The 18,624-nt window shown below is 60.1% G+C and carries 17 protein-coding genes; 6 read left to right on the forward strand and 11 right to left on the reverse strand.

Annotation, left to right across the window (positions count from 1 at the left end):
• Positions 1-6: 6 nt before the first annotated feature.
• From accC to THS5294_RS17480, 11 genes are all read right to left on the reverse strand, one after another.
• Entirely contained in the window at positions 7-1,356 is a 1,350-nt protein-coding gene (gene accC, locus THS5294_RS17435) for an acetyl-CoA carboxylase biotin carboxylase subunit (RefSeq protein WP_058124718.1), read from the reverse strand.
• 12 nt (positions 1,357-1,368) lie between these two features.
• Positions 1,369-1,860 carry an acetyl-CoA carboxylase biotin carboxyl carrier protein gene (accB, locus tag THS5294_RS17440; RefSeq protein WP_058124719.1) on the reverse strand — a complete coding sequence of 164 codons (492 nt, stop codon included), beginning with the start codon at positions 1,858-1,860 and terminating at the stop codon, positions 1,369-1,371.
• A gap of 137 nt (positions 1,861-1,997) precedes the next feature.
• Positions 1,998-2,537: an RSP_2648 family PIN domain-containing protein gene (locus tag THS5294_RS17445; RefSeq protein ID WP_058124720.1), complete on the reverse strand. Its 540-nt coding sequence runs from the start codon at positions 2,535-2,537 to the stop codon at positions 1,998-2,000.
• Positions 2,534-3,727 (reverse strand): RSP_2647 family RNA methyltransferase, encoded by a 1,194-nt coding sequence (locus THS5294_RS17450; protein ID WP_058124808.1) that lies wholly within the window; start codon positions 3,725-3,727, stop codon positions 2,534-2,536. The genes THS5294_RS17445 and THS5294_RS17450 overlap by 4 nt, the downstream gene beginning before the upstream one ends.
• 38 nt (positions 3,728-3,765) lie before the next feature.
• On the reverse strand, positions 3,766-3,909 hold the full coding sequence (locus tag THS5294_RS18410) for an RSP_7527 family protein (RefSeq protein WP_158508610.1): 144 nt from the start codon (positions 3,907-3,909) through the stop codon (positions 3,766-3,768).
• Positions 3,910-4,084: 175 nt separating this feature from the next.
• Positions 4,085-4,849 carry an HpcH/HpaI aldolase family protein gene (locus tag THS5294_RS17455; protein WP_058124721.1) on the reverse strand — a complete coding sequence of 255 codons (765 nt, stop codon included), beginning with the start codon at positions 4,847-4,849 and terminating at the stop codon, positions 4,085-4,087.
• Between the two features lie 67 nt (positions 4,850-4,916).
• On the reverse strand, positions 4,917-6,098 hold the full coding sequence (locus THS5294_RS17460) for a FliM/FliN family flagellar motor switch protein (RefSeq protein WP_158508611.1): 1,182 nt from the start codon (positions 6,096-6,098) through the stop codon (positions 4,917-4,919).
• Positions 6,099-6,192: 94 nt separating this feature from the next.
• Positions 6,193-8,871: an ATP-binding protein gene (locus THS5294_RS17465; protein WP_058124723.1), complete on the reverse strand. Its 2,679-nt coding sequence runs from the start codon at positions 8,869-8,871 to the stop codon at positions 6,193-6,195.
• A gap of 1 nt (position 8,872) precedes the next feature.
• On the reverse strand, positions 8,873-9,178 hold the full coding sequence (locus THS5294_RS17470) for a hypothetical protein (protein WP_052068236.1): 306 nt from the start codon (positions 9,176-9,178) through the stop codon (positions 8,873-8,875).
• 3 nt (positions 9,179-9,181) lie between these two features.
• Positions 9,182-9,556, reverse strand: a complete 375-nt coding sequence (locus THS5294_RS17475; RefSeq protein ID WP_058124724.1) for a response regulator transcription factor — start codon at positions 9,554-9,556, stop codon at positions 9,182-9,184.
• 74 nt (positions 9,557-9,630) lie between these two features.
• A complete protein-coding gene (locus THS5294_RS17480; protein WP_058124725.1) occupies positions 9,631-10,959 on the reverse strand; it encodes a helix-turn-helix domain-containing protein in 1,329 nt (442 codons plus the stop codon).
• A 238-nt stretch (positions 10,960-11,197) separates the two neighbouring features.
• Between THS5294_RS17480 and THS5294_RS17485 the strand changes: the two genes are divergently transcribed.
• The 6 genes from THS5294_RS17485 to acs all read left to right on the forward strand — a co-directional run bounded on the left by THS5294_RS17485 (position 11,198) and on the right by acs (position 18,589).
• Positions 11,198-12,544: a substrate-binding protein gene (locus tag THS5294_RS17485; RefSeq protein WP_038004937.1), complete on the forward strand. Its 1,347-nt coding sequence runs from the start codon at positions 11,198-11,200 to the stop codon at positions 12,542-12,544.
• A 109-nt stretch (positions 12,545-12,653) separates the two neighbouring features.
• Positions 12,654-13,685 carry a branched-chain amino acid ABC transporter permease gene (locus tag THS5294_RS17490; RefSeq protein WP_038004939.1) on the forward strand — a complete coding sequence of 344 codons (1,032 nt, stop codon included), beginning with the start codon at positions 12,654-12,656 and terminating at the stop codon, positions 13,683-13,685.
• Positions 13,686-13,815: 130 nt separating this feature from the next.
• Positions 13,816-15,006: a branched-chain amino acid ABC transporter permease gene (locus THS5294_RS17495; RefSeq protein ID WP_058124809.1), complete on the forward strand. Its 1,191-nt coding sequence runs from the start codon at positions 13,816-13,818 to the stop codon at positions 15,004-15,006.
• Between the two features lie 12 nt (positions 15,007-15,018).
• Positions 15,019-15,780 carry an ABC transporter ATP-binding protein gene (locus THS5294_RS17500; RefSeq protein WP_038004942.1) on the forward strand — a complete coding sequence of 254 codons (762 nt, stop codon included), beginning with the start codon at positions 15,019-15,021 and terminating at the stop codon, positions 15,778-15,780.
• 12 nt (positions 15,781-15,792) lie between these two features.
• A complete protein-coding gene (locus THS5294_RS17505) occupies positions 15,793-16,548 on the forward strand; it encodes an ABC transporter ATP-binding protein (protein ID WP_038004944.1) in 756 nt (251 codons plus the stop codon).
• Between the two features lie 82 nt (positions 16,549-16,630).
• A complete protein-coding gene (acs, locus tag THS5294_RS17510) occupies positions 16,631-18,589 on the forward strand; it encodes an acetate--CoA ligase (protein ID WP_058124726.1) in 1,959 nt (652 codons plus the stop codon).
• Positions 18,590-18,624: the final 35 nt, after the last annotated feature.

The following is an 18,624-nucleotide window of genomic DNA, read 5'->3' on the forward strand; positions in this document are numbered from 1 at the left end:
CCCCGGCTAGCCGCCGAGGTTGGTTTCAAGCCACTTTTCGAGCCAGTGGATCGTGTAGTCACCTGTGTGAATATCTTTCTCTTCCAGCAGGGCGTGAAACAGGGGCACTGTGGTGTCGATCCCGTCGATGATCAGCTCACCCAAAGCACGATGCAGACGCGCCAATGCTTCCGGACGGTCACGTCCGTGGACGATCAGCTTGCCAATGAGGCTGTCGTAATAGGGCGGAATTCGGTAGCCGTCATACAGCGCTGAGTCCATCCGTACACCCAAACCACCCGGCGCATGATACTGAGTGATCGTGCCGGGGCAGGGGGTGAAGTTTGGCAGCTTTTCCGCGTTGAGACGCACTTCAATGGAGTGCCCATTGATCTGAAGGTCTTCTTGCTGGAACGACATGTCGTACCCTGCGGCCACACGGATCTGTTCGCGCACGAGATCGACACCAAAAATGGCCTCGGTCACGGGGTGTTCCACCTGCAAACGCGTGTTCATCTCGATGAAGAAAAACTCTCCGTTTTCGTACAAGAACTCGATCGTGCCTGCGCCCGCGTAGTTGATGCGGGCCACAGCTTCGGCGCAGGTGCGGCCAATTTCGGCGCGCTGCTCAGGCGTGATGGAGGGGCCGGGGGCTTCCTCGAACACCTTTTGGTGGCGCCGCTGAAGCGAACAATCCCGCTCACCCAAATGCACCGCGCGGCCTTTTCCGTCGCCAAAAACCTGCACTTCGATGTGACGTGGCGTGCCGAGATATTTCTCGATGTACACCTCATCGTTGCCAAAAGCGGCCTTGCCCTCAGCGCGGGCGGTGCGGAAAGCGGTCTCAAGCTCTTCGGCCGTTTTGGCCAGCTTCATGCCACGGCCGCCGCCACCGGCGGTTGCCTTGATGATGACGGGGAAACCCATGTCATCACACAGGGCTTGCGCCGTCTCAAAGTCAGGCACGCCACCATCCGAGCCAGGCACGCAAGGCACGCCTAGCGCCTTCATCGTGTCCTTGGCCGTGATCTTGTCGCCCATGATGCGAATGTGCTCGGCCGTGGGGCCGATGAACGCGATGCCATGGTCCTCAAGCGCTTGAACAAAACTCGCGTTTTCGCTCATAAAACCATAGCCGGGGTGGATCGCCTCGGCGCCGGTGATTTCACAGGCCGAAATGATCGCGGGCACGGACAGGTAGCTGTCGGTGCTAGAGGCGGGTCCGATACAAATGGATTCGTCGGCCATGCGCACGTGCATCGCGTCAGCGTCCGCCGTGGAGTGGACCGCAACAGTCGCCACGCCCATTTCACGGGCCGCACGGATTACGCGCAGGGCGATTTCGCCGCGGTTGGCGATCAGGATTTTCTTGAACATGCCGGATGTCCCTTATTCGAGGATCACGAGCGGTGCGCCAAACTCAACGGCCGCGCCGTCCTCGATCAGGATGCGTTTCACCTTGCCCGCTTTGGGCGAGGGGATCTGGTTCATTGTTTTCATCGCCTCAACGATCAGAAGCGTTTGGCCCTCGGACACGGTGTCGCCGACGGAAATAAAGGCGGATGCGCCGGGTTCGGGCGACAGATACGCCGTGCCAACGATGGGCGATGTGACGGCGCCGGGGTCTTGGGCTGGATCTGCGGGGGCAGAAACCGGGGCTGCCGCGGGGGCGGCCGGTGCGCTGGCAGCAGGGGCTGCTGCCGCGGGGGCTGCGGCGACTGTTGCAACAGGTGCGGCCATCATCTGGCGGCTCACACGTACGTTGAGGCTGTCGTCCTCGGCGTAGTCGCGCTTTACTTGCAGCTCGGTCAGGTCATTCTCCCGCAAAAGCTCGGCCAGAGCCTTGATAAAGGCTACGTCGCTGTCATGTGTCTTGGTCATGTTGGATGCTCCTCGCGGTGGGCCGCGCTTTTTGCCTATTCGCTTTTCTATACGTCAGCTATCGATGGGTGAAAACCCAAGGACAGCGCGTTATTTCCCCTGATTTGAGGCCTTTTTACACCGGGGGCAAGGGAAACTCACGCCAAAGCTTTGCCCAAGCGGTGTAGACGTGCGCGCTTGAGCAGGGTGCGGCGGTTTAGGGCGGTTCCTTCAATGCGCGATGCCTCTGCGTGGACGCGGGCTACGGCGCGCTCCACCCCATCCGGCTGAGCGAGCCACAGATCGTATAGGAATGCATCTGGCGTTTCGCGGGCAATACCCTCAGCAAACAGGTCCGCGCGGGGAAAGTCTTTGATATTCAGCGTAATAAGAGTGTCGGCATGTCCGTCGATGGCGGCGGCAAGCACGTGGATGTCATTGGGGTCAGGCAGCCAAAGCCGTGCCTCGGTGCCTGTATGAACCCGGATGCTGGCCTTTGGAAAACGCGCCGCAAGAAGCGCGATTTCCGCACGGGCCTGCGCCTCACCCGTTGGGCCGATCTTGCGGGCCGCGCGCGCCCATTCCTCTAGGATACGCGCGGACCAAAGCGGCTCAAACTGGGTTTCCTCTGCCGCGGCGAGCAATATTTCGCGCAAGACCGTGGGGAAGAGTACGCAAGCGTCCAGCAGGATCTTCATGGGCAATGGAACGCGAGCGCCTTGAGGTAGCCGGTTTCTGCTAATTGTGGATGCATCGGGTGATCGGGGCCCGCAAAGCCGGTGTAGATCAGTGCGCCGGGACGGCCCGCCCGCCCCATGCCGCGGACACATGCGGCCCGAAACTTCGACAACTCCGCCGCGTGCGAGCAGGAACACAGGATCAGATAACCACCCGGCGCGACGAGCGATGCGGCCAATTTCGCCACTCGCTCATACGCACGCAGGCCTGTTGCAAGGGCCTGTTTTGACGGGGCAAAGGCGGGCGGGTCGGCGACAACAAGGTCGAATGTTTCGCCAGCAGCACTGAGCTCGGTCATGACATCAAACGCATCACCGCGCCGCGTGCTAAAGGCATCCGCGCGGCCCATGGCGTCCGCGCCCTCTTCGGCGAGTGCAAGCGCGGGGGCAGACCCGTCCACCGCAAGCGCGGATTGAGCACCGCCTGCAAGGGCCGCCAAACCAAACCCGCCGACGTGGGAAAACACGTCCAGCACCCGGCTACCGGGCGCAAGGCGCGCGGCAAAGGCGTGGCTGGGGCGTTGGTCATAGAACAGACCCGTCTTTTGGCCACCAATCAGGTCGGCCATGTAGGTCGCGCCGTTCATTGGTACGGCAACTTTGCTGGGGGGCGTGCCCAGCAACGGGCCGTTCACATCGTCCAATCCTTCAGTCACGCGCGCCCGGCCTTGGGCGTTTTTGAACACCGATGTGCAGCCCGTTACCTCTGCAAGGACATTGGCCAGAAGCGTGCAGTTCGCCTCGGCCCAAGCGGTATTGGGCTGAATGACCAGCGTGTCATCGAAGCGGTCGACAATAACACCGGGCAGGCCGTCGGCCTCGGCGTGGATCAGGCGATAGTAAGGGGCGTCAAACAAGCGGCTGCGCAGCGCAAAGGCCTGCGCAATCTTGGCGTGTACCCATGCGGCGTCAATCTGCGTCTCGGGGTTCAGGTCCAGAACCCGTGCAACAATACGTGTGCCGGGGTTTGCGGCGACCAGCGCGAGGGGATTGCGTTCGCTGTCTTCTAGCAGGGCTAGGGCGCCCGGCACCAAATTGCGGCTGCGGCGATCAAGGACGATGTCATCGCCGTAAACCCAAGGGAATCCGTGACGAATACGCTTGGCATCAGCTTTGGGTTTGAGGCGGAGTGTGGGGAGTTGTGTATCCATGGCCCCGCCTAGCAAGCGGCGGGGCATTGGAAAAGGCTTTAGTGCGCTGTTTGGCGACCGAATACGACGGTTCCGCTGCGTACAAAGGCGACAACTGCTTTCAGGATGGAACGCAGAGCCTCGGCACGCAGGCGGCGGGCTTCACGTTCGATTTCGATGTGGTTGATTTCAAAGCTGTTCATTTGATGTCTCCGAGCGGGCGCGGGGAGGGAGGAAGGGAGGAGGAGACGCGCCCGTTGATGCACCCAAAATGGGGCTAAACTCGGATTGCGAGTAGATATGAAAATAGAAAAGCCGGGTTGCATTGGACGCAAACCGGCTTTTTTGAGCTATGTTAGCGATCACATCGCATATTTCTTAGTCGAGAGCGTGAATGCCCTCAGCCGTTTGCCGCGCGCCCGAGAGCATCCATGCGTGTTCCGATGCGACGAAGAACATCGAAAACCCAAAGCGACGCCAGTCTTGGGCTTGGGCCGTCGTCGGGACCCACGTCATGTAGGTCTTGCCATGGGCGGCGCAGGCGGCTCCGACTTGGGTCATGGCCTCTTGGAGTTCTGGGGAAGTGGTGTCGGTCTTGCCATAAGCGACCGATAGGTCCGCAGGCCCCACAAACAAGCCATCGATGCCTTCAATGGCCGCAATGTCAGCGGCAGCGTCGACGCCCTCAGGCTCTTCGATCTGAGCTATTACGATGGTTTCTTCCCGCGATTGAGCCAACAGTTCGGGCATTTTGCGCGTGGCGTACCCGGCCCATCGGGTTGAGCCTGCGTAGCCCCGCCCACCGTGGCCAAAACGGGCGGCTTTGGCGATTGCGCGGGCTTTTTCGACGCTATCGACATGGGGCACGACAATCCCCGTGGCCCCTAAATCCAGCGCGTTGAGGATGTCTGACGGAGAGGCGGAGGGCACCCGGATCAGGATTGGCACGCCAAGCGCGCGGGCCACGGCGATGCAGGCATCCGTGCCGCTGCGGTCAAACGGGGCGTGTTCTGCGTCGAGACAGATAAAATCGAGGCCCGCGTGGGCGAGCACCTCAATGATCACGTGGTGTGGTGTTTTCAGGAACGTGCCGGCGAGCATCTGTCCCTCGGCCATAGCCGTGCGTAGCGATTTGGTTGTCATGGAGCCTCCCTCAGACGTTGCGCGATCCTATGCGTGTTGGATCGGGGGTGTAAACGGGCGGCTTTCTTTATTCGATGGCTGGCAGGTCCGGTAAAGCGGGAAGAGGGGGCAGGTCGGGCAAACCACCATCCGGTCCGTCGAGCGGCGGCAAGTCAGGCAGCGGTGGCATATTGCCCGCCTCAGGCGAAAGCGGGGGCAGATCGGGCAGTTCAGGCGGGGCGCCAATGTCGGGCATATCTGGCGCGCTGGTGGGAGGCGCCAAAGCAGGTGCCGCCGCTATTGGAGTAGATGTGTCAAATACGGCGTTGCTGCCCGCAGGTTGACCAGCATCTGCTGCAGGCCCCGCTAGTGACAAGCGCACCGCGCGCATCCCATTTTGTTGGCCCAGCTTGCCAGAAAGAGCATGCCCTGGACCCGCGCCCATAACCTCAAGCGCGCCCAATGCGCCGCGTGAAATCGGCAGTGTATCACCGGGCTTTAGAGATTGAAGGCGGCTCAGCGGGACGGAAAACCGGGTGAGTGTGACGCGCAATTCTACGGGCGCGTCGGAAACGGCGGCCTGTATGTCGGCAGCCCAGACCGGATCAGGTGCGGAAACGGTGGCTTTGCTGGGGGGAGCACCCGTGGTCGCCGCCCCAGCCGGTGATGATGGTTGCACTGCGGCGGCAATCGCGGGCAATGCCAGCCACACCTTTGCGCGCTTGGCTCCGTTGCCAAGCTCAACCGTGACGCATTGCAGGCGGTAGTCGCCTTCGCCCAGCATAAGCGGCAGCGGCGTTGGGTCGGGCACATAGGTGCCGTATTTAAACCCGCGCGCCCAACGGGCATCCGCGACCGTGGCCACGCGGGTCGCAAAATCTGTTAGGACCGTTTCGACAAAATCGCGGGTCAGTGCGGCGTCAATACGGGTCGTTTCGCGCGCCGCACGGGTGGTTTTGTCCACGCGACCCATGGTTTGCACCTCAATAAGCGCATCCACCAACTCGGGGCTGAAACAGATCAATCCGCGACTATCACCGGGACCATCAGCCAGCGTAAATAATGCCACCTCGGGCAATTGGCTCAACAGTTCGGACTGGTCCACGCGAGTGGAGTCCTGTTCTCGCACGGTGAGTTCCAGCCCCGGCAACCCCTCACCGGATTTGGTCAACGCCTGAACCAGCGCCTTTTCCGGCGACATACCGCGCGGAGGCGGAGGTGGACCCGGACGGGCCCCCGCCTTGCGGCGCAAAACAGGAAGAGGTGACATATCCTCGGACATAAACGGCCTTCGCAGCAAAAAAGCTTTGCCCCGTTATGCTGCCAACAAAGTTAATTTTCCGTTCTTCCCGCGCAGAAAAAACCTATTGCGCAGCCACACTTGGCGCGTTGGCTTGCGCGCGCGGCAGTGTGACCCGGAAGGCGGCGCCTTTCTGGCCCGGCAGGTAGTCAATATTGCCGCCCAAACGGCCCATGACCTCCCGACAAATCGCAAGGCCAAGGCCCGCGCTGCCCGCCGAGGCATGGTCGGTCAGACGGGCAAATTTTTCAAAAATCACGCCACGAGATCGCGCAGGAATACCACCGCCATTGTCAATGAAATCAACGGTCACGCGGGTTTTGGTCCGGCGGACCTTGATCGCCAGCTCGGGCGCCTCTGCATCACAGTATTTACATGCATTCGTGATCAGATTGATGAACACCTGGGACAGCCGATCCGCGTCGGTGTGCAGGCTGACATCCTCACGATCCGGGTCCCGAATGATCGTTAATTTACCCTTTGTCAGGGACGAAGACGCGTTCACGGCGCGCTCCAATACCTCATGCAGGGACAGGGTCGCCTCGTTCAGGACGACCTGACCGTTTTCCAATACGCTGAGATCTAGCAAATCATCCAAAAGTCGGGTCAAGCGCTGGCTCTCATCCCGGATGATGCCGGAATAATTCTGTCGCTCCTCACTGGCGAGATCGTCGATCATCAAAATCTCAGAAAACGCCCGAATGGACGTCATCGGGGTGCGTAACTCGTGGCTAACTTGACTGAGAAACGCGTCCTTCTGGATCGAAAGCTCCGTCAGCTTGGTGTTGGCTTCGCGCAGCTTGCGGGCGGTGCGGGTCAGCTCTTCGGATTGGGTTTCGAGCCGAGCGGAGTATTCCATGATTTGTGCCGCCTCATCCGCCACGGCCAGCAGGTCGTCCACGGATACGGTCGCGCCATCGGTCAACTGGCCCACCATGGCGTGGGAGGTCGCGGTGCCAACCGACCCGGACAATTCACGTTCCAAAGTTTCAATGAAATCTGGCGTTGGATCAGGCAGATAGCCACTTTTTCCCTGCGCGCTGGCCTCGGTTTGGAACAGGCTTTGCGCTTGCTCGGTGCCCAAGATGCGCTGGGCCATGATCAACAGTTCCTCGGCGCCCGCGGTTCCCCCCTTCCAGCCGCGTGGCGCGGTGGAGCGGTCAAACACGTTGATGAATTGTGCGCCCTGCCAGCGTTCCAACGGTGTCGGGAATGACAGCAGCGATAGCGCGCAAAACGCGATGGTGTTTGCGCCGATCGACAGGATTAGGGTCGAAAGTAGGGGGTCCGTTTCATTGATGCCAAAAAGCCCCTCGGGCCGCAGCCACGCAATCTCAAACGGCCCCTCCGCGAACAAAGCCACCGGTAAAAGCGTGCCCTGAAACACCGGCAACAGCATGGTATAGCCCCAAATTGCGAAGCCGATCGAGATACCAGCCGCTGCGCCAATCCGCGTGGCCCCACGCCAAAACAATCCACCCAATAGTGCGGGCAACACTTGGGCAAGGCCCGCAAACGCGATCAGCCCGATGGATGCCAGCGCCTCATTCCCGCCGTTCAAACGGTAATAGATGTAGCCCATGCCCAAAACGGCTGCGATAGACGCGCGCCGGGCGACAAGAACGACGTAGCGGACATCACCTGAAACCGTCGCGCCCTCCGCCTTGGTCGCGAGCCACAGGGGCATGACAATATGGTTCGATAGCATCGTCGCCAGCGCCACAGAGGCAACGATCACCATCGATGTCGCCGACGAAAACCCGCCGAGGAAGGCCAGCATTGCCAAGGTATCTTCGCCCAGGGCCAGTGGGATGGTCAGCACGAATAGGTCGGGATTGGAGCCTTCGGGCAAGATTTCGAGGCCGACAACCGCGATCGGCACCACAAAGATCGACATCCCCAAAAGGTAGAGCGGAAAGGCCCAGCTTGCGATGGCGAGGTGCCGCTCGTCCGAGGCCTCGACCACCATGACCTGAAACATGCGCGGCAGGCAGATGATCGCCGCGGCCGATAGCATCGTCAGCCCGACCCAGCGCCCGGAGGATGACGTCCAATCCGCCATGGGTGAGGCCGCGACACGCTCTAGGATATCTTGCGGGCCAGAGGCGACGCCCCACACCACAAAGCCGCCAACCGCCAAGAGCGCTGCCAGCTTTACGACGGCCTCTACGGCGATGGCGGATACGATGCCGTCATGACGTTCATTCGCGTCCAGACTGCGGGTGCCAAAGATGATGGTGAACAGTGCGAGGCCAACCGCAACGTAGAGCCCGATTGCCTCCGCATCGCGGTTAGCGCCGTCTGCAAACACCGTGAAGGATAGGGTAACAGACTGCAATTGAAGCGAAATATAGGGCGTCGTGCCCACGACCGCGAGAACCGTCACCAACACGGCCAGCCCGTTAGATTTGCCATACCGGGCCGAAATTAAGTCAGCGATGGATGTGACGCGCTGGCTTTTTCCCACGCGCACGATCTTGCGCAATAGCCACCACCAGCCGACGAATACCAGCGTCGGACCAAGGTAGATCGTGATGAACTCTAGCCCCGACCGCGCCGCTGATCCGACCGCCCCGTAAAACGTCCACGCGGTGCAATAGATTGACAGCGACAAAGTGTAGACGAGCGGTGAGCGCAGCACGCGTAACTGGCCGCGCGCAGCCGCCCTCTCCGCCGCGAATGCCACCACGAACAGAAGCGCCACATAGGCCAGTGAAACGGCTATCAGGCTGTTAAGTGACATTTCAGTCGTCGCGCGGCGCGTCGTTTGGGCCGCCTTGCATATTTTCCGCTGTTAACTTGCGCGCCAAAAGGAACGCGAGCCCGATCAAAAACAGCCATGCGGCCAAGAAATAGACCAACCATGGGGCCGTCGCCCCTTGGGCTGCGCGTTCGTCCGACAAAATCAGGTCAGGAAACAGCAAAAGGATCGCGCCAAGGATCGGTAGCAGTCGGGCCGCATCTGCGATCCGGTTGCGGCGATACACATCGCGCCCCAAAAACAACGGCTGCTGAGGGGGCTTGAACGGTGGGCCCGGCAGCTCAGCCATGGGTCATGCCTTTTGCCCGACCAACGCCTCAACCGCTTCAAGCACGGCTTGGTTGGCAAAGGGTTTGGTCATGAATTGCGTCACGCCCAAGGCTTCTGCGCGGGCGCGGTCCTTGGTCTGGCCTTTGGCCGTCAGCATCAACACCGGCACGTCGTGCTCGGTGTCTTGCGCGCGAATGTCCGCCAAGATGTCAAAGCCAGAGCGTCCCGGCAGCATCACATCCAGCACGATCACGTCGGGCCGTTCGCGGGCCACGGCTTCCATCGCGTTGGCGCCATCGGAATGGGTCTGCACACGCCAGCCAGCGCGTTGCAGGATAAAGCTGATTGCGACGATGATATTAGGCTCATCTTCGATCAGGAGAACCGTTTTGGTCATGGTGCCGTCCCTTGCACAAAGCGCTTATTTTTTTGTTCGCTTTTGCACAACTTTGCCGTGTTTTTGATCTCGTGTCAAAAGGCGGTGTCAGCCTTGGGGTGATCTGGCGCAGGTGTCAGCAAAGATGGCTCGCGGCGGGCGGTGCAATTGGTGCGCGCACAAACGCGGCATGTGACGCCCACAGCCAAGGGCCGCGTGACGGGCAGGCTCTTGGCGGGCATCCGTTGGATCAGCATCGTTGCGTGCAACACGTCGGGCGTGCCGGGGCGCGGTCGCGTGGCGGGCAGGGCGATTGCGGTTGCGTCAAATACGGCGCCATCCGGTAGGGTCAGGCGGCTCTGTACGGGGTAATGCGGGCGCGCAAGGCTTTGATATAGCGGCCATAACGGGCAACCGGCTGTCACCAGCGGTAGGGCGAACCCTGAAATCGGGCGGCGATATCGCGCGGCCCCCGCACTGTCTATGACCAGCAGGCCGATGTCGGCGGTCTCGGGCGCATCGGGGGGCAGGGCCGCAAGCCGCCGCATGAGGCAATCAAGCGGAACGCTTAACTCTTCGGCCAAAACCAAGGGGTCGACGCCCATGTCCAGGATCGCGTCGCGCAGGATTTGCATCGGCAATTGGCGGGCATCATGCAGGTACTGCAAAAGCGCCGTCCGGACCATTGTGCGGGCATTTGCATCCTCTGGCCCCTCTGCGCACAGCGCTTCCACGTCCGTCTCGGACCCCGTTTCTAGTGTTTGAAAATGGTGCTGCGCAGAATCGAGGAAGGCTGACGCCACCTCTGTCGGGGCAAGAAACCCAGGCCCCCGCCGCGCCTGTGTCTCAAAATAAGAGACCATAGCCTCTGCGCCATCAGCCAACCGGCGGCTGTCTTCATCAAGGTTGGTGTGGAACCGGCCCAGCCAGTTGGGATCAATCTCGGGTGTAGAGGCAAGGATCGATGCGGTTGAGCGCACGGCTGATACTGTGGACAGAACCTCGTGCATGGCTTCGGCCAATGCGGGATCGTGGGTCAACCGGTCGTTCAGCGCATCGACCGACCGTTCCAGCGCGGCGATCTGTTCTGCCTGATTGGCAATCAACCCCGCCCAACTGGGAAAGCCGCGAATAAGCCCTTCGGCTTGGGTCAGCGCGTCCTCATTCAGGCCTGTTGCTGCGCCGGCGGCGGTCACGGTTTCAAGCAGGGCTTGATCTGCGCCTTGCATCAATTCGGTGTAGTCCACCTCTAGATGCGTGGCGATATCGGCAAGCAGTTTTCCCGCGATCCGCCGCTTGTTGTGTTCTATCAAGTTGAGATAGGAAGCGGATATTCCCGCCGCACGCGCCAAATCCGCCTGCCGCATGCGCAATGCAAGGCGGCGTTCACGGATGCGGGTGCCGGTTAACTCAGATCTGGCCATGTCAGGATCACTCAATTATCGCGTGTTTTCAGACACTTTCTGCGGGTGCAAGAAAACCGATTTACACATTCTTCGCGTGCATTGTGTATATATTTACAAAAAAGTCTATGCGTCAAAGGCACTTATTGCTTATTTTTCGATTCCGCCCCGATACTGGTGACGCCTTGTAAACCAAGCGCGCGGCTCAGAGCCTTGGAGGAGGACCTCTTTGCCGGTATATCAAATAGGGAGGGACTTCATGTCCAAATCTAACTTTACACGCCGTGGCGTGCTGAGAACTGGTGCCGTGGGCGGCGCTGGCTTGGCTCTGCCAACCATTTTCACCTCCGGTGCGTCTGCTTTCACAAACGAACCTACAGGCGGCACGGTTACTCTGGGCTTTAACGTCCCACAAACCGGCCCCTACGCGGATGAGGGTGCAGACGAACTGCGCGCATTCGAACTGGCTGTTGAGCACCTGAACGGCACCGGCGCCGATAGCGGCATGCTGGACACCTTCAGCTCCAAAGCTCTCAAGGGCAACGGCATCCTCGGCAAGAAAGTCGAGTACGTCACAGGCGACACGCAAACCAAATCCGACGCCGCACGCGCATCCGCACGTTCGATGATCGAAAAAGACGGCGCTGTCATGGTATCGGGCGGCTCGTCCTCCGGTGTGGCTGTGGCTGTGCAGGCGCTGTGCCAAGAGGCTGGCGTTATCTTCATGGCGGGTCTGACCCACTCCAACGACACGACCGGTAAAGACCGCCGTGCCAACGGTTTCCGTCACTTCTTCAACTCCTACATGTCCGGTGCTGCACTGGCTCCCGTGCTCGAAGCTCGCTACGGCTCCGACCGGAACGCCTACCACCTGACCGCGGACTACAACTGGGGTTACACCACAGAAGAAGCCGTCCGTTCGTCCACCGAAGCCATGGGCTGGAACACGGTCAACGCCGTGAAAACCCCCCTGACCGCGACTGACTTCTCGGCCTACATCACGCCGATCCTCCAGTCCGACGCAGACGTTCTGGTTCTGAACCACTACGGCGGCAACATGGTGAACTCGCTCACGAACGCCGTTCAGTTCGGCCTGCGTGACCGGATCGTCAACGGCAAGAACTTCGAAATCGTTGTGCCTCTGTACTCGCGCCTGATGGCGAAGGGTGCTGGTGCCAACGTTAAAGGTATCTTCGGTTCCACAAACTGGCACTGGTCGCTGCAGGACGCAGGCTCGCAAGCCTTCGTTCGCTCGTTCGGCACCAAGTACGGCTTCCCCCCCTCGCAGGCGGCGCACACATGCTACGTGCAAACGCTTCTTTATGCGGATGCCGTGGAGCGCGCAGGCTCGTTCAACCCATGTGCGGTTGTCGAGGCTCTGGAAGACTTCGAGTTCGACGGTCTGGGCAACGGCAAAACGCTGTACCGTGGCGACGATCACCAGTGCTTCAAAGACGTGCTGGTTGTGAAGGGTAAAGAGAACCCAACATCCGAGTTCGACCTTCTCGAAATCGTCGAAGTCACACCCGTCGAGCAAGTTACATACGCACCTGATCACCCGCAGTTTGCGGGCGGCGAACTGGGCACGTGTAACCCCGGCGCATAAGCCTGACGAATCCAGTGCGGGCTCGCCCCCGCGCTGGACTTCATCACCCGCGGCCCATCCGACATGGGCCGCGGGCTCTGACACTCTGCAACTGCGAAGGGTGGGACCGATGGAAGCCATTATCCTCCAAATTCTCAATGGGCTCGACAAGGGCTCTGCCTATGCGCTGATCGCGATGGGCCTGACACTCATTTTCGGCACGCTCGGCGTTGTGAACTTTGCCCACGGGGCGCTGTTCATGGTTGGCGCGTTCTGTGCTGTCACTCTGAGCCGTATCCTCACGCTCAGCCACGAGGTGGTCGACCCCACCCGCACCGACTTTTTGGGCAACCCGCTCAAGGTTGACGTGCCCTACGCCTACGATTGGTTTGGTCAAGCCACGGGTGATGCGATTATCGACTGGGCGGTGCCGCTGTCGATCCTGTTCGCGGTCCCTGTGATGATCATCATCGGTGTGGTGATGGAACGCGGGTTGATCAAACACTTCTACAAACGCCCCCACGCGGACCAAATCCTCGTGACGTTTGGCCTTGCCATCGTTCTCCAAGAAGTCATCAAATACTTCTACGGCGCGAACCCAATCCCAACACCCGCCCCGCAAGCCTTTGCCAGCTCGATGGACATGGGTGCGGCTCTTGGTTTTGAGGCCGGGCAGATCATCTATCCGATCTGGCGCTTGGTGTATTTCGTCTTTGCCGCAATCGTCATCGGCTGCGTGTTTGCCTTCTTGCAGTTCACCACCTTCGGGATGGTTGTCCGGGCTGGTATGGCCGACCGCGAAACTGTTGGCCTGCTGGGCATCAACATCGACAAACGCTTTACGATTATGTTCGGCATCGCCGCCGCCGTGGCTGGCCTTGCGGGTGTGATGTACACGCCGATCACGTCTCCCAACTATCACATGGGCATGGACTTCCTGGTTCTCAGCTTTGTGGTTGTTGTTGTGGGCGGCATGGGCTCGCTGCCCGGTGCGGTTCTGGCGGGCTTCCTGCTGGGTGTGATCGAAGCCTTTGCTTCGCTGCCCCAAGTGCTCGACGTTCTGCCGGGCCTCAACCAGATCATCATCTTCCTTGTGGCGATCGTGATCCTGCTGACCCGTCCCCGGGGCCTTATGGGCCGCAAGGGCGTGATGGAGGAATAAGAGCCATGACGAACGCAATGTACACATTCATCTCTATCTCGGAAGGAGCGGTGCAATGACCGACCAGACCGAACAGCACGCCACCTCTGCGGCCCCTGCTGCAAGTTCCGCGACCCAATCCAGCACCAAGGTGCTGGGCCTCGGCCCCAAAGACTTCAAACTGATGTTCTTGGTTGTCGTCCTGACTATGGCCGCACCCTTCTTGCTGAACCCCTTCCCCGAAGGCTCAGCGATGGCGCAGTTCAACGCAGGCTACCCTGACTTGATGCAGCGCTTTGTGATCTTTGGCATCTTTGCCATTGGCTTTAACATCCTGTTTGGCCTCACCGGCTACCTCAGCTTTGGCCACGCCGCGTTTTTGGGTGTGGGGTCCTATGCGGGCATCTGGATGATGAAACTGCTGACCATGAACGTGATCCCCGCCATCGTGGTGTCGGTCGCAGTGGCTGGTGTGTTTGCCTTGATCGTGGGGTATATCTCTTTGCGGCGCTCGGGCATCTACTTCTCGATCCTAACTCTCGCGTTTGCGCAAATGTCCTACTCACTGGCCTACTCGGTGCTGACACCGATCACCGGCGGTGAGACTGGCCTGCAGCCAAAAGTGGCTGACCCGCGTATCCTTGATGGCGCACTAGAGGCAGGCGCCTCCCCACGTGCGAACCTTTTCGGGCTCGAAATGGGCGCAGGTTTTGAATGGCAAGTCGGCAACTGGTTGTTCACCTTCAACGCAGGCTACTACGTGGCCGCCGTTGTGATGCTGGTGGCATTCTACCTGTCGATCCGCATCTTCCGCTCTCCCTTTGGCATGATGCTGCGCGCGGTTAAATCCAACCAGCAACGCCTCAGCTACACGGGCCTCAGCCCCAAACCCTACACGCTGGCAGCTTTTGTGATTTCCGGCATGTATGCGGGTCTTGCGGGTGGTCTGTTGGTTGCGATGGACACTCAGGTGGGGGCAGAGCGTATGTTCTGGACAGCCTCCGGTGAGGTGGTTCTGATGACCATTCTTGGCGGTGCGGGCACGTTGATTGGTCCCGTCCTGGGCGCTGGCTTGATCAAGTACATGGAAAACATCCTGTCCAAGATCAACAAAGACATCCTGCACGAATGGTTCTTCTTCCTGCCCGACGGCTTTGAGAACCTGATGGTTGAACTGGTCTATCCGTTCATCGGCAAAGGGTGGCACCTCACGCTTGGCATCATCTTTATGCTCGTCGTGATCTTCCTCCCCGGTGGCCTTGTTGAAGGCGGCCAGAAAATCGCCGGTATGTTCAAGCGTGGCAAAGACGCTGACGCTTCCAAAACCACCCCCGCAGAATAAGGAGATACACCAATGGGTATTCTTGAAGTCAAAGGGGTGAACAAACGGTTCGGCGGCCTTCAGGCGCTGGGCGATGTGAACCTCTCCATTGCGGACAATGTCTGCCATGCGATCATCGGGCCGAACGGTGCGGGCAAATCCACGCTGCTGAACTGCCTCGTGGGTAAGCTGATCCCCGACACCGGATCCGTCAGCTTTAAGGGCAACTCGGTGCTGGGGCGCTCCCCGCACGAGATCAACCAGATGGGGATTTCCCGCGTGTTTCAGACACCCGAAATCTTCGGTGATCTGAGCGTGCTCGAGAACATGATGATCCCGTGTTTCGCCAAGCGCGACGGCTATTTCAAACTCAACGCCATCTCCGATGTGATGGCGCAGCGCGATATGGTCGAAAAAGCGGAGCACATGCTCGAAGAGATGAACATGGCCAATAAAAAGGACATGATGGCATCTTCCATGTCGCGCGGTGACAAACGTCGCCTTGAGATCGGCATGTGTCTGGCCCAAGAACCGTCGCTGCTGTTGCTGGATGAACCAACCGCCGGTATGGCGCGCGCGGACACCAACAACACGATTGACCTGCTCAAGCAGATCAAGGACGAGCGCGACATCACCATCGCCATCATTGAGCACGACATGCACGTTGTGTTCAGCCTTGCGGACCGGATCACCGTTCTGGCCCAAGGCACGCCGCTGGTCGAAGACACGCCGGAAAACATCAAGGGTCACCCCAAGGTGCGCGAAGCGTATCTTGGTGAGAACTCTGGCCACTAGGAGGGCGATTTCATGAACGTCAAACCCGATTTCACGAAAAACGCCAATGCGGCGACCACCGCTCCGGCCTTCTTTTCCGTCTATGATCTGCACGCCTACTACGGCGAAAGCTACATCGTTCAAGGCATCAGCTTTAACGTCCACGAGGGCGAGATCCTCGCGCTTTTGGGGCGGAACGGTGCGGGCAAAACCTCGACCCTGCGGGCCTGTTCGCGGGTCGGCAGCCCCGAGGTGCGCCGCGGCGAGATCTGGCTTGATCACCAGCCGCTGCACCTGATGGAAAGCTATCAGGCGTCGGCTGCGGGTCTTGGCCTCGTGCCCGAGGATCGTCGGATCATTCCGGGCCTCACGGTGGAAGAAAACCTGCAACTGGCCCAAATCGCACCGCCCATCGGGTGGTCGATTGAGCGGATCTATGACCTGTTCCCCCGCCTGGGTGAACGTCGCAAGCAAGAGGGCGTGACCCTCTCGGGTGGTGAGCAACAGATGCTCTCGATCGCCCGCGCGCTGGCCCGCGACATCAAGGTGCTGCTGCTGGACGAACCCTATGAGGGCCTCGCCCCCGTGATCGTGGATGAGATCGAAAAGACCCTCATGCACATCAAGGAACAGGGCATGACGACCATTCTGGTAGAACAGAACGCGGTACGCGCGCTGGAACTGGCAGACCGGGCCGTGATCCTCGACACCGGTGGCATCGTCTTTGACGGCCTCGCATCCGAGGTTCTGGCCGATGAAGCCCTGCGAGCCGAATACCTCGCCATCTAAGGCACACAATTCAAAATCCCTCGTAAGGCGCGCCAATCGGCGCGCCTTACCTCCGTTTCCCACATCATAATCGGAGAAACCGATGAGCGATAAGACCTATCCCCCCAGTGCAGAATTTGCGGCCAACGCCCACGCCGATGCCGCGACGTATGAGGCGATGTACACCGCCTCCGTCACAGACCCCGAGGCCTTTTGGGGCGAGCACGGCAAACGGATCGACTGGATCAAGCCCTACACCAAGGTAAAAAACACCCGCTACGATTTTGGCGACGTGGACATCAAATGGTACGAAGACGGCACGCTCAACGTTTCGGCCAACTGCATCGACCGCCATGCGGCGGCGACCCCCGATAAAACCGCCATTATCTTTGAGCCCGACGAACCCACCGAGCCCGCGCGCCACATCTCCTACCGGGAGCTGTTGGAGCAAACCTCGCGGATGGCTAATGTGCTCAAGGGGTTGGGCGTGGGCAAAGGCGACCGCGTTGTCCTGTACCTGCCCATGATCCCAGAGGCCGCCTATGCAATGCTGGCCTGCGCGCGGATCGGCGCGGTGCATTCTATCGTCTTCGCGGGCTTTTCGCCCGATGCCTTGGGCGCACGGATCAACGGGTGTAACGCCAAGGTCGTGATCACCGCCGACGAAGCCCCCCGGGGCGGGCGGAAAACACCGCTCAAGACCAACACGGACAAAGCGTTGCTGCACGGCAATGACGGTGTGAAATGTCTGGTGGTCAAGCGCACAGGTGGCCAGACCACATGGATTGATGGTCGCGATTTCGACTACAACGCGTTGGCCGCTGAGGCCTCGACCTACTGCACCCCCGCTGAGATGAATGCCGAAGACCCGCTGTTCATCCTGTATACATCGGGCTCAACCGGTCAGCCAAAGGGTGTGGTGCATTCCTCCGGTGGGTATCTCGTGTTTGCGGCGATGACGCATCAATACACCTTCGATTACCATGATAATGACGTCTTTTGGTGCACCGCGGACGTAGGTTGGGTCACGGGCCATAGCTACATCGTGTACGGTCCCCTCGCGAATGGGGCGACGACCCTGATGTTCGAAGGCGTGCCGACCTATCCCGACGCGGGCCGGTTCTGGGCCGTGTGCGAAAAGCACAAAGTGAACCAGTTCTATACCGCGCCGACCGCGCTGCGCGCGTTGATGGGGCAGGGCAATGAATGGGTCGTGAAGTACGATCTGTCCTCGCTTAAACTGCTCGGAACAGTGGGCGAGCCGATCAACCCAGAGGCTTGGAATTGGTACAACGACGTGGTGGGCGGCGGGCGTTGCCCGATTGTCGACACGTGGTGGCAGACAGAAACCGGCGGCCACCTTCTGACGCCATTGCCCGGCGCGACGGCGACCAAACCCGGCTCGGCGACACGGCCATTCTTTGGGGTGCAGCCCGTGGTGTTGGAGCCGACAACCGGTGAAGAGATCACGGACACAGCCGCCGAGGGCGTGTTGTGCCTGCGCGACAGTTGGCCGGGTCAAATGCGCACCGTCTGGGGCGATCATGAGCGGTTCATGAAAACATACTTCTCGGACTACAAGGGTTACTACTTCACCGGTGATGGCTGCCGCCGCGACGCGGATGGGTACTACTGGATCACGGGCCGCGTGGATGACGTGATCAACGTGTCCGGCCACCGGATGGGCACCGCCGAAGTCGAAAGCGCGCTGGTTGCCCATGAAACCGTCGCAGAGGCCGCCGTGGTCGGCTATCCACACGACGTCAAAGGGCAGGGTATCTATGCCTATGTCACGTTGATGGCAGGGGTCGAGGCGACCGAAGAGCTGCGCAAAGAGCTGGAGAAATGGGTCCGGACCGAGATCGGCCCGATTGCGAAGCCCGATCTGATCCAGTGGGCGCCGGGCTTGCCCAAGACGCGCTCGGGCAAGATCATGCGCCGGATCCTGCGCAAGATCGCCGAAGATGATTTCGGCGCCTTGGGGGATACATCTACGCTGGCTGATCCGTCCGTTGTGGACGATCTGATCGAAAACCGCATGAACCGCGCGGCGACCGAATAGGTTTGATCTAAAGGAAAGCCCCGCCATTGGCGGGG

Origin of the sequence: Thalassobacter stenotrophicus (assembly GCF_001458315.1) — a bacterium.
Taxonomy (GTDB): domain Bacteria; phylum Pseudomonadota; class Alphaproteobacteria; order Rhodobacterales; family Rhodobacteraceae; genus Thalassobacter; species Thalassobacter stenotrophicus.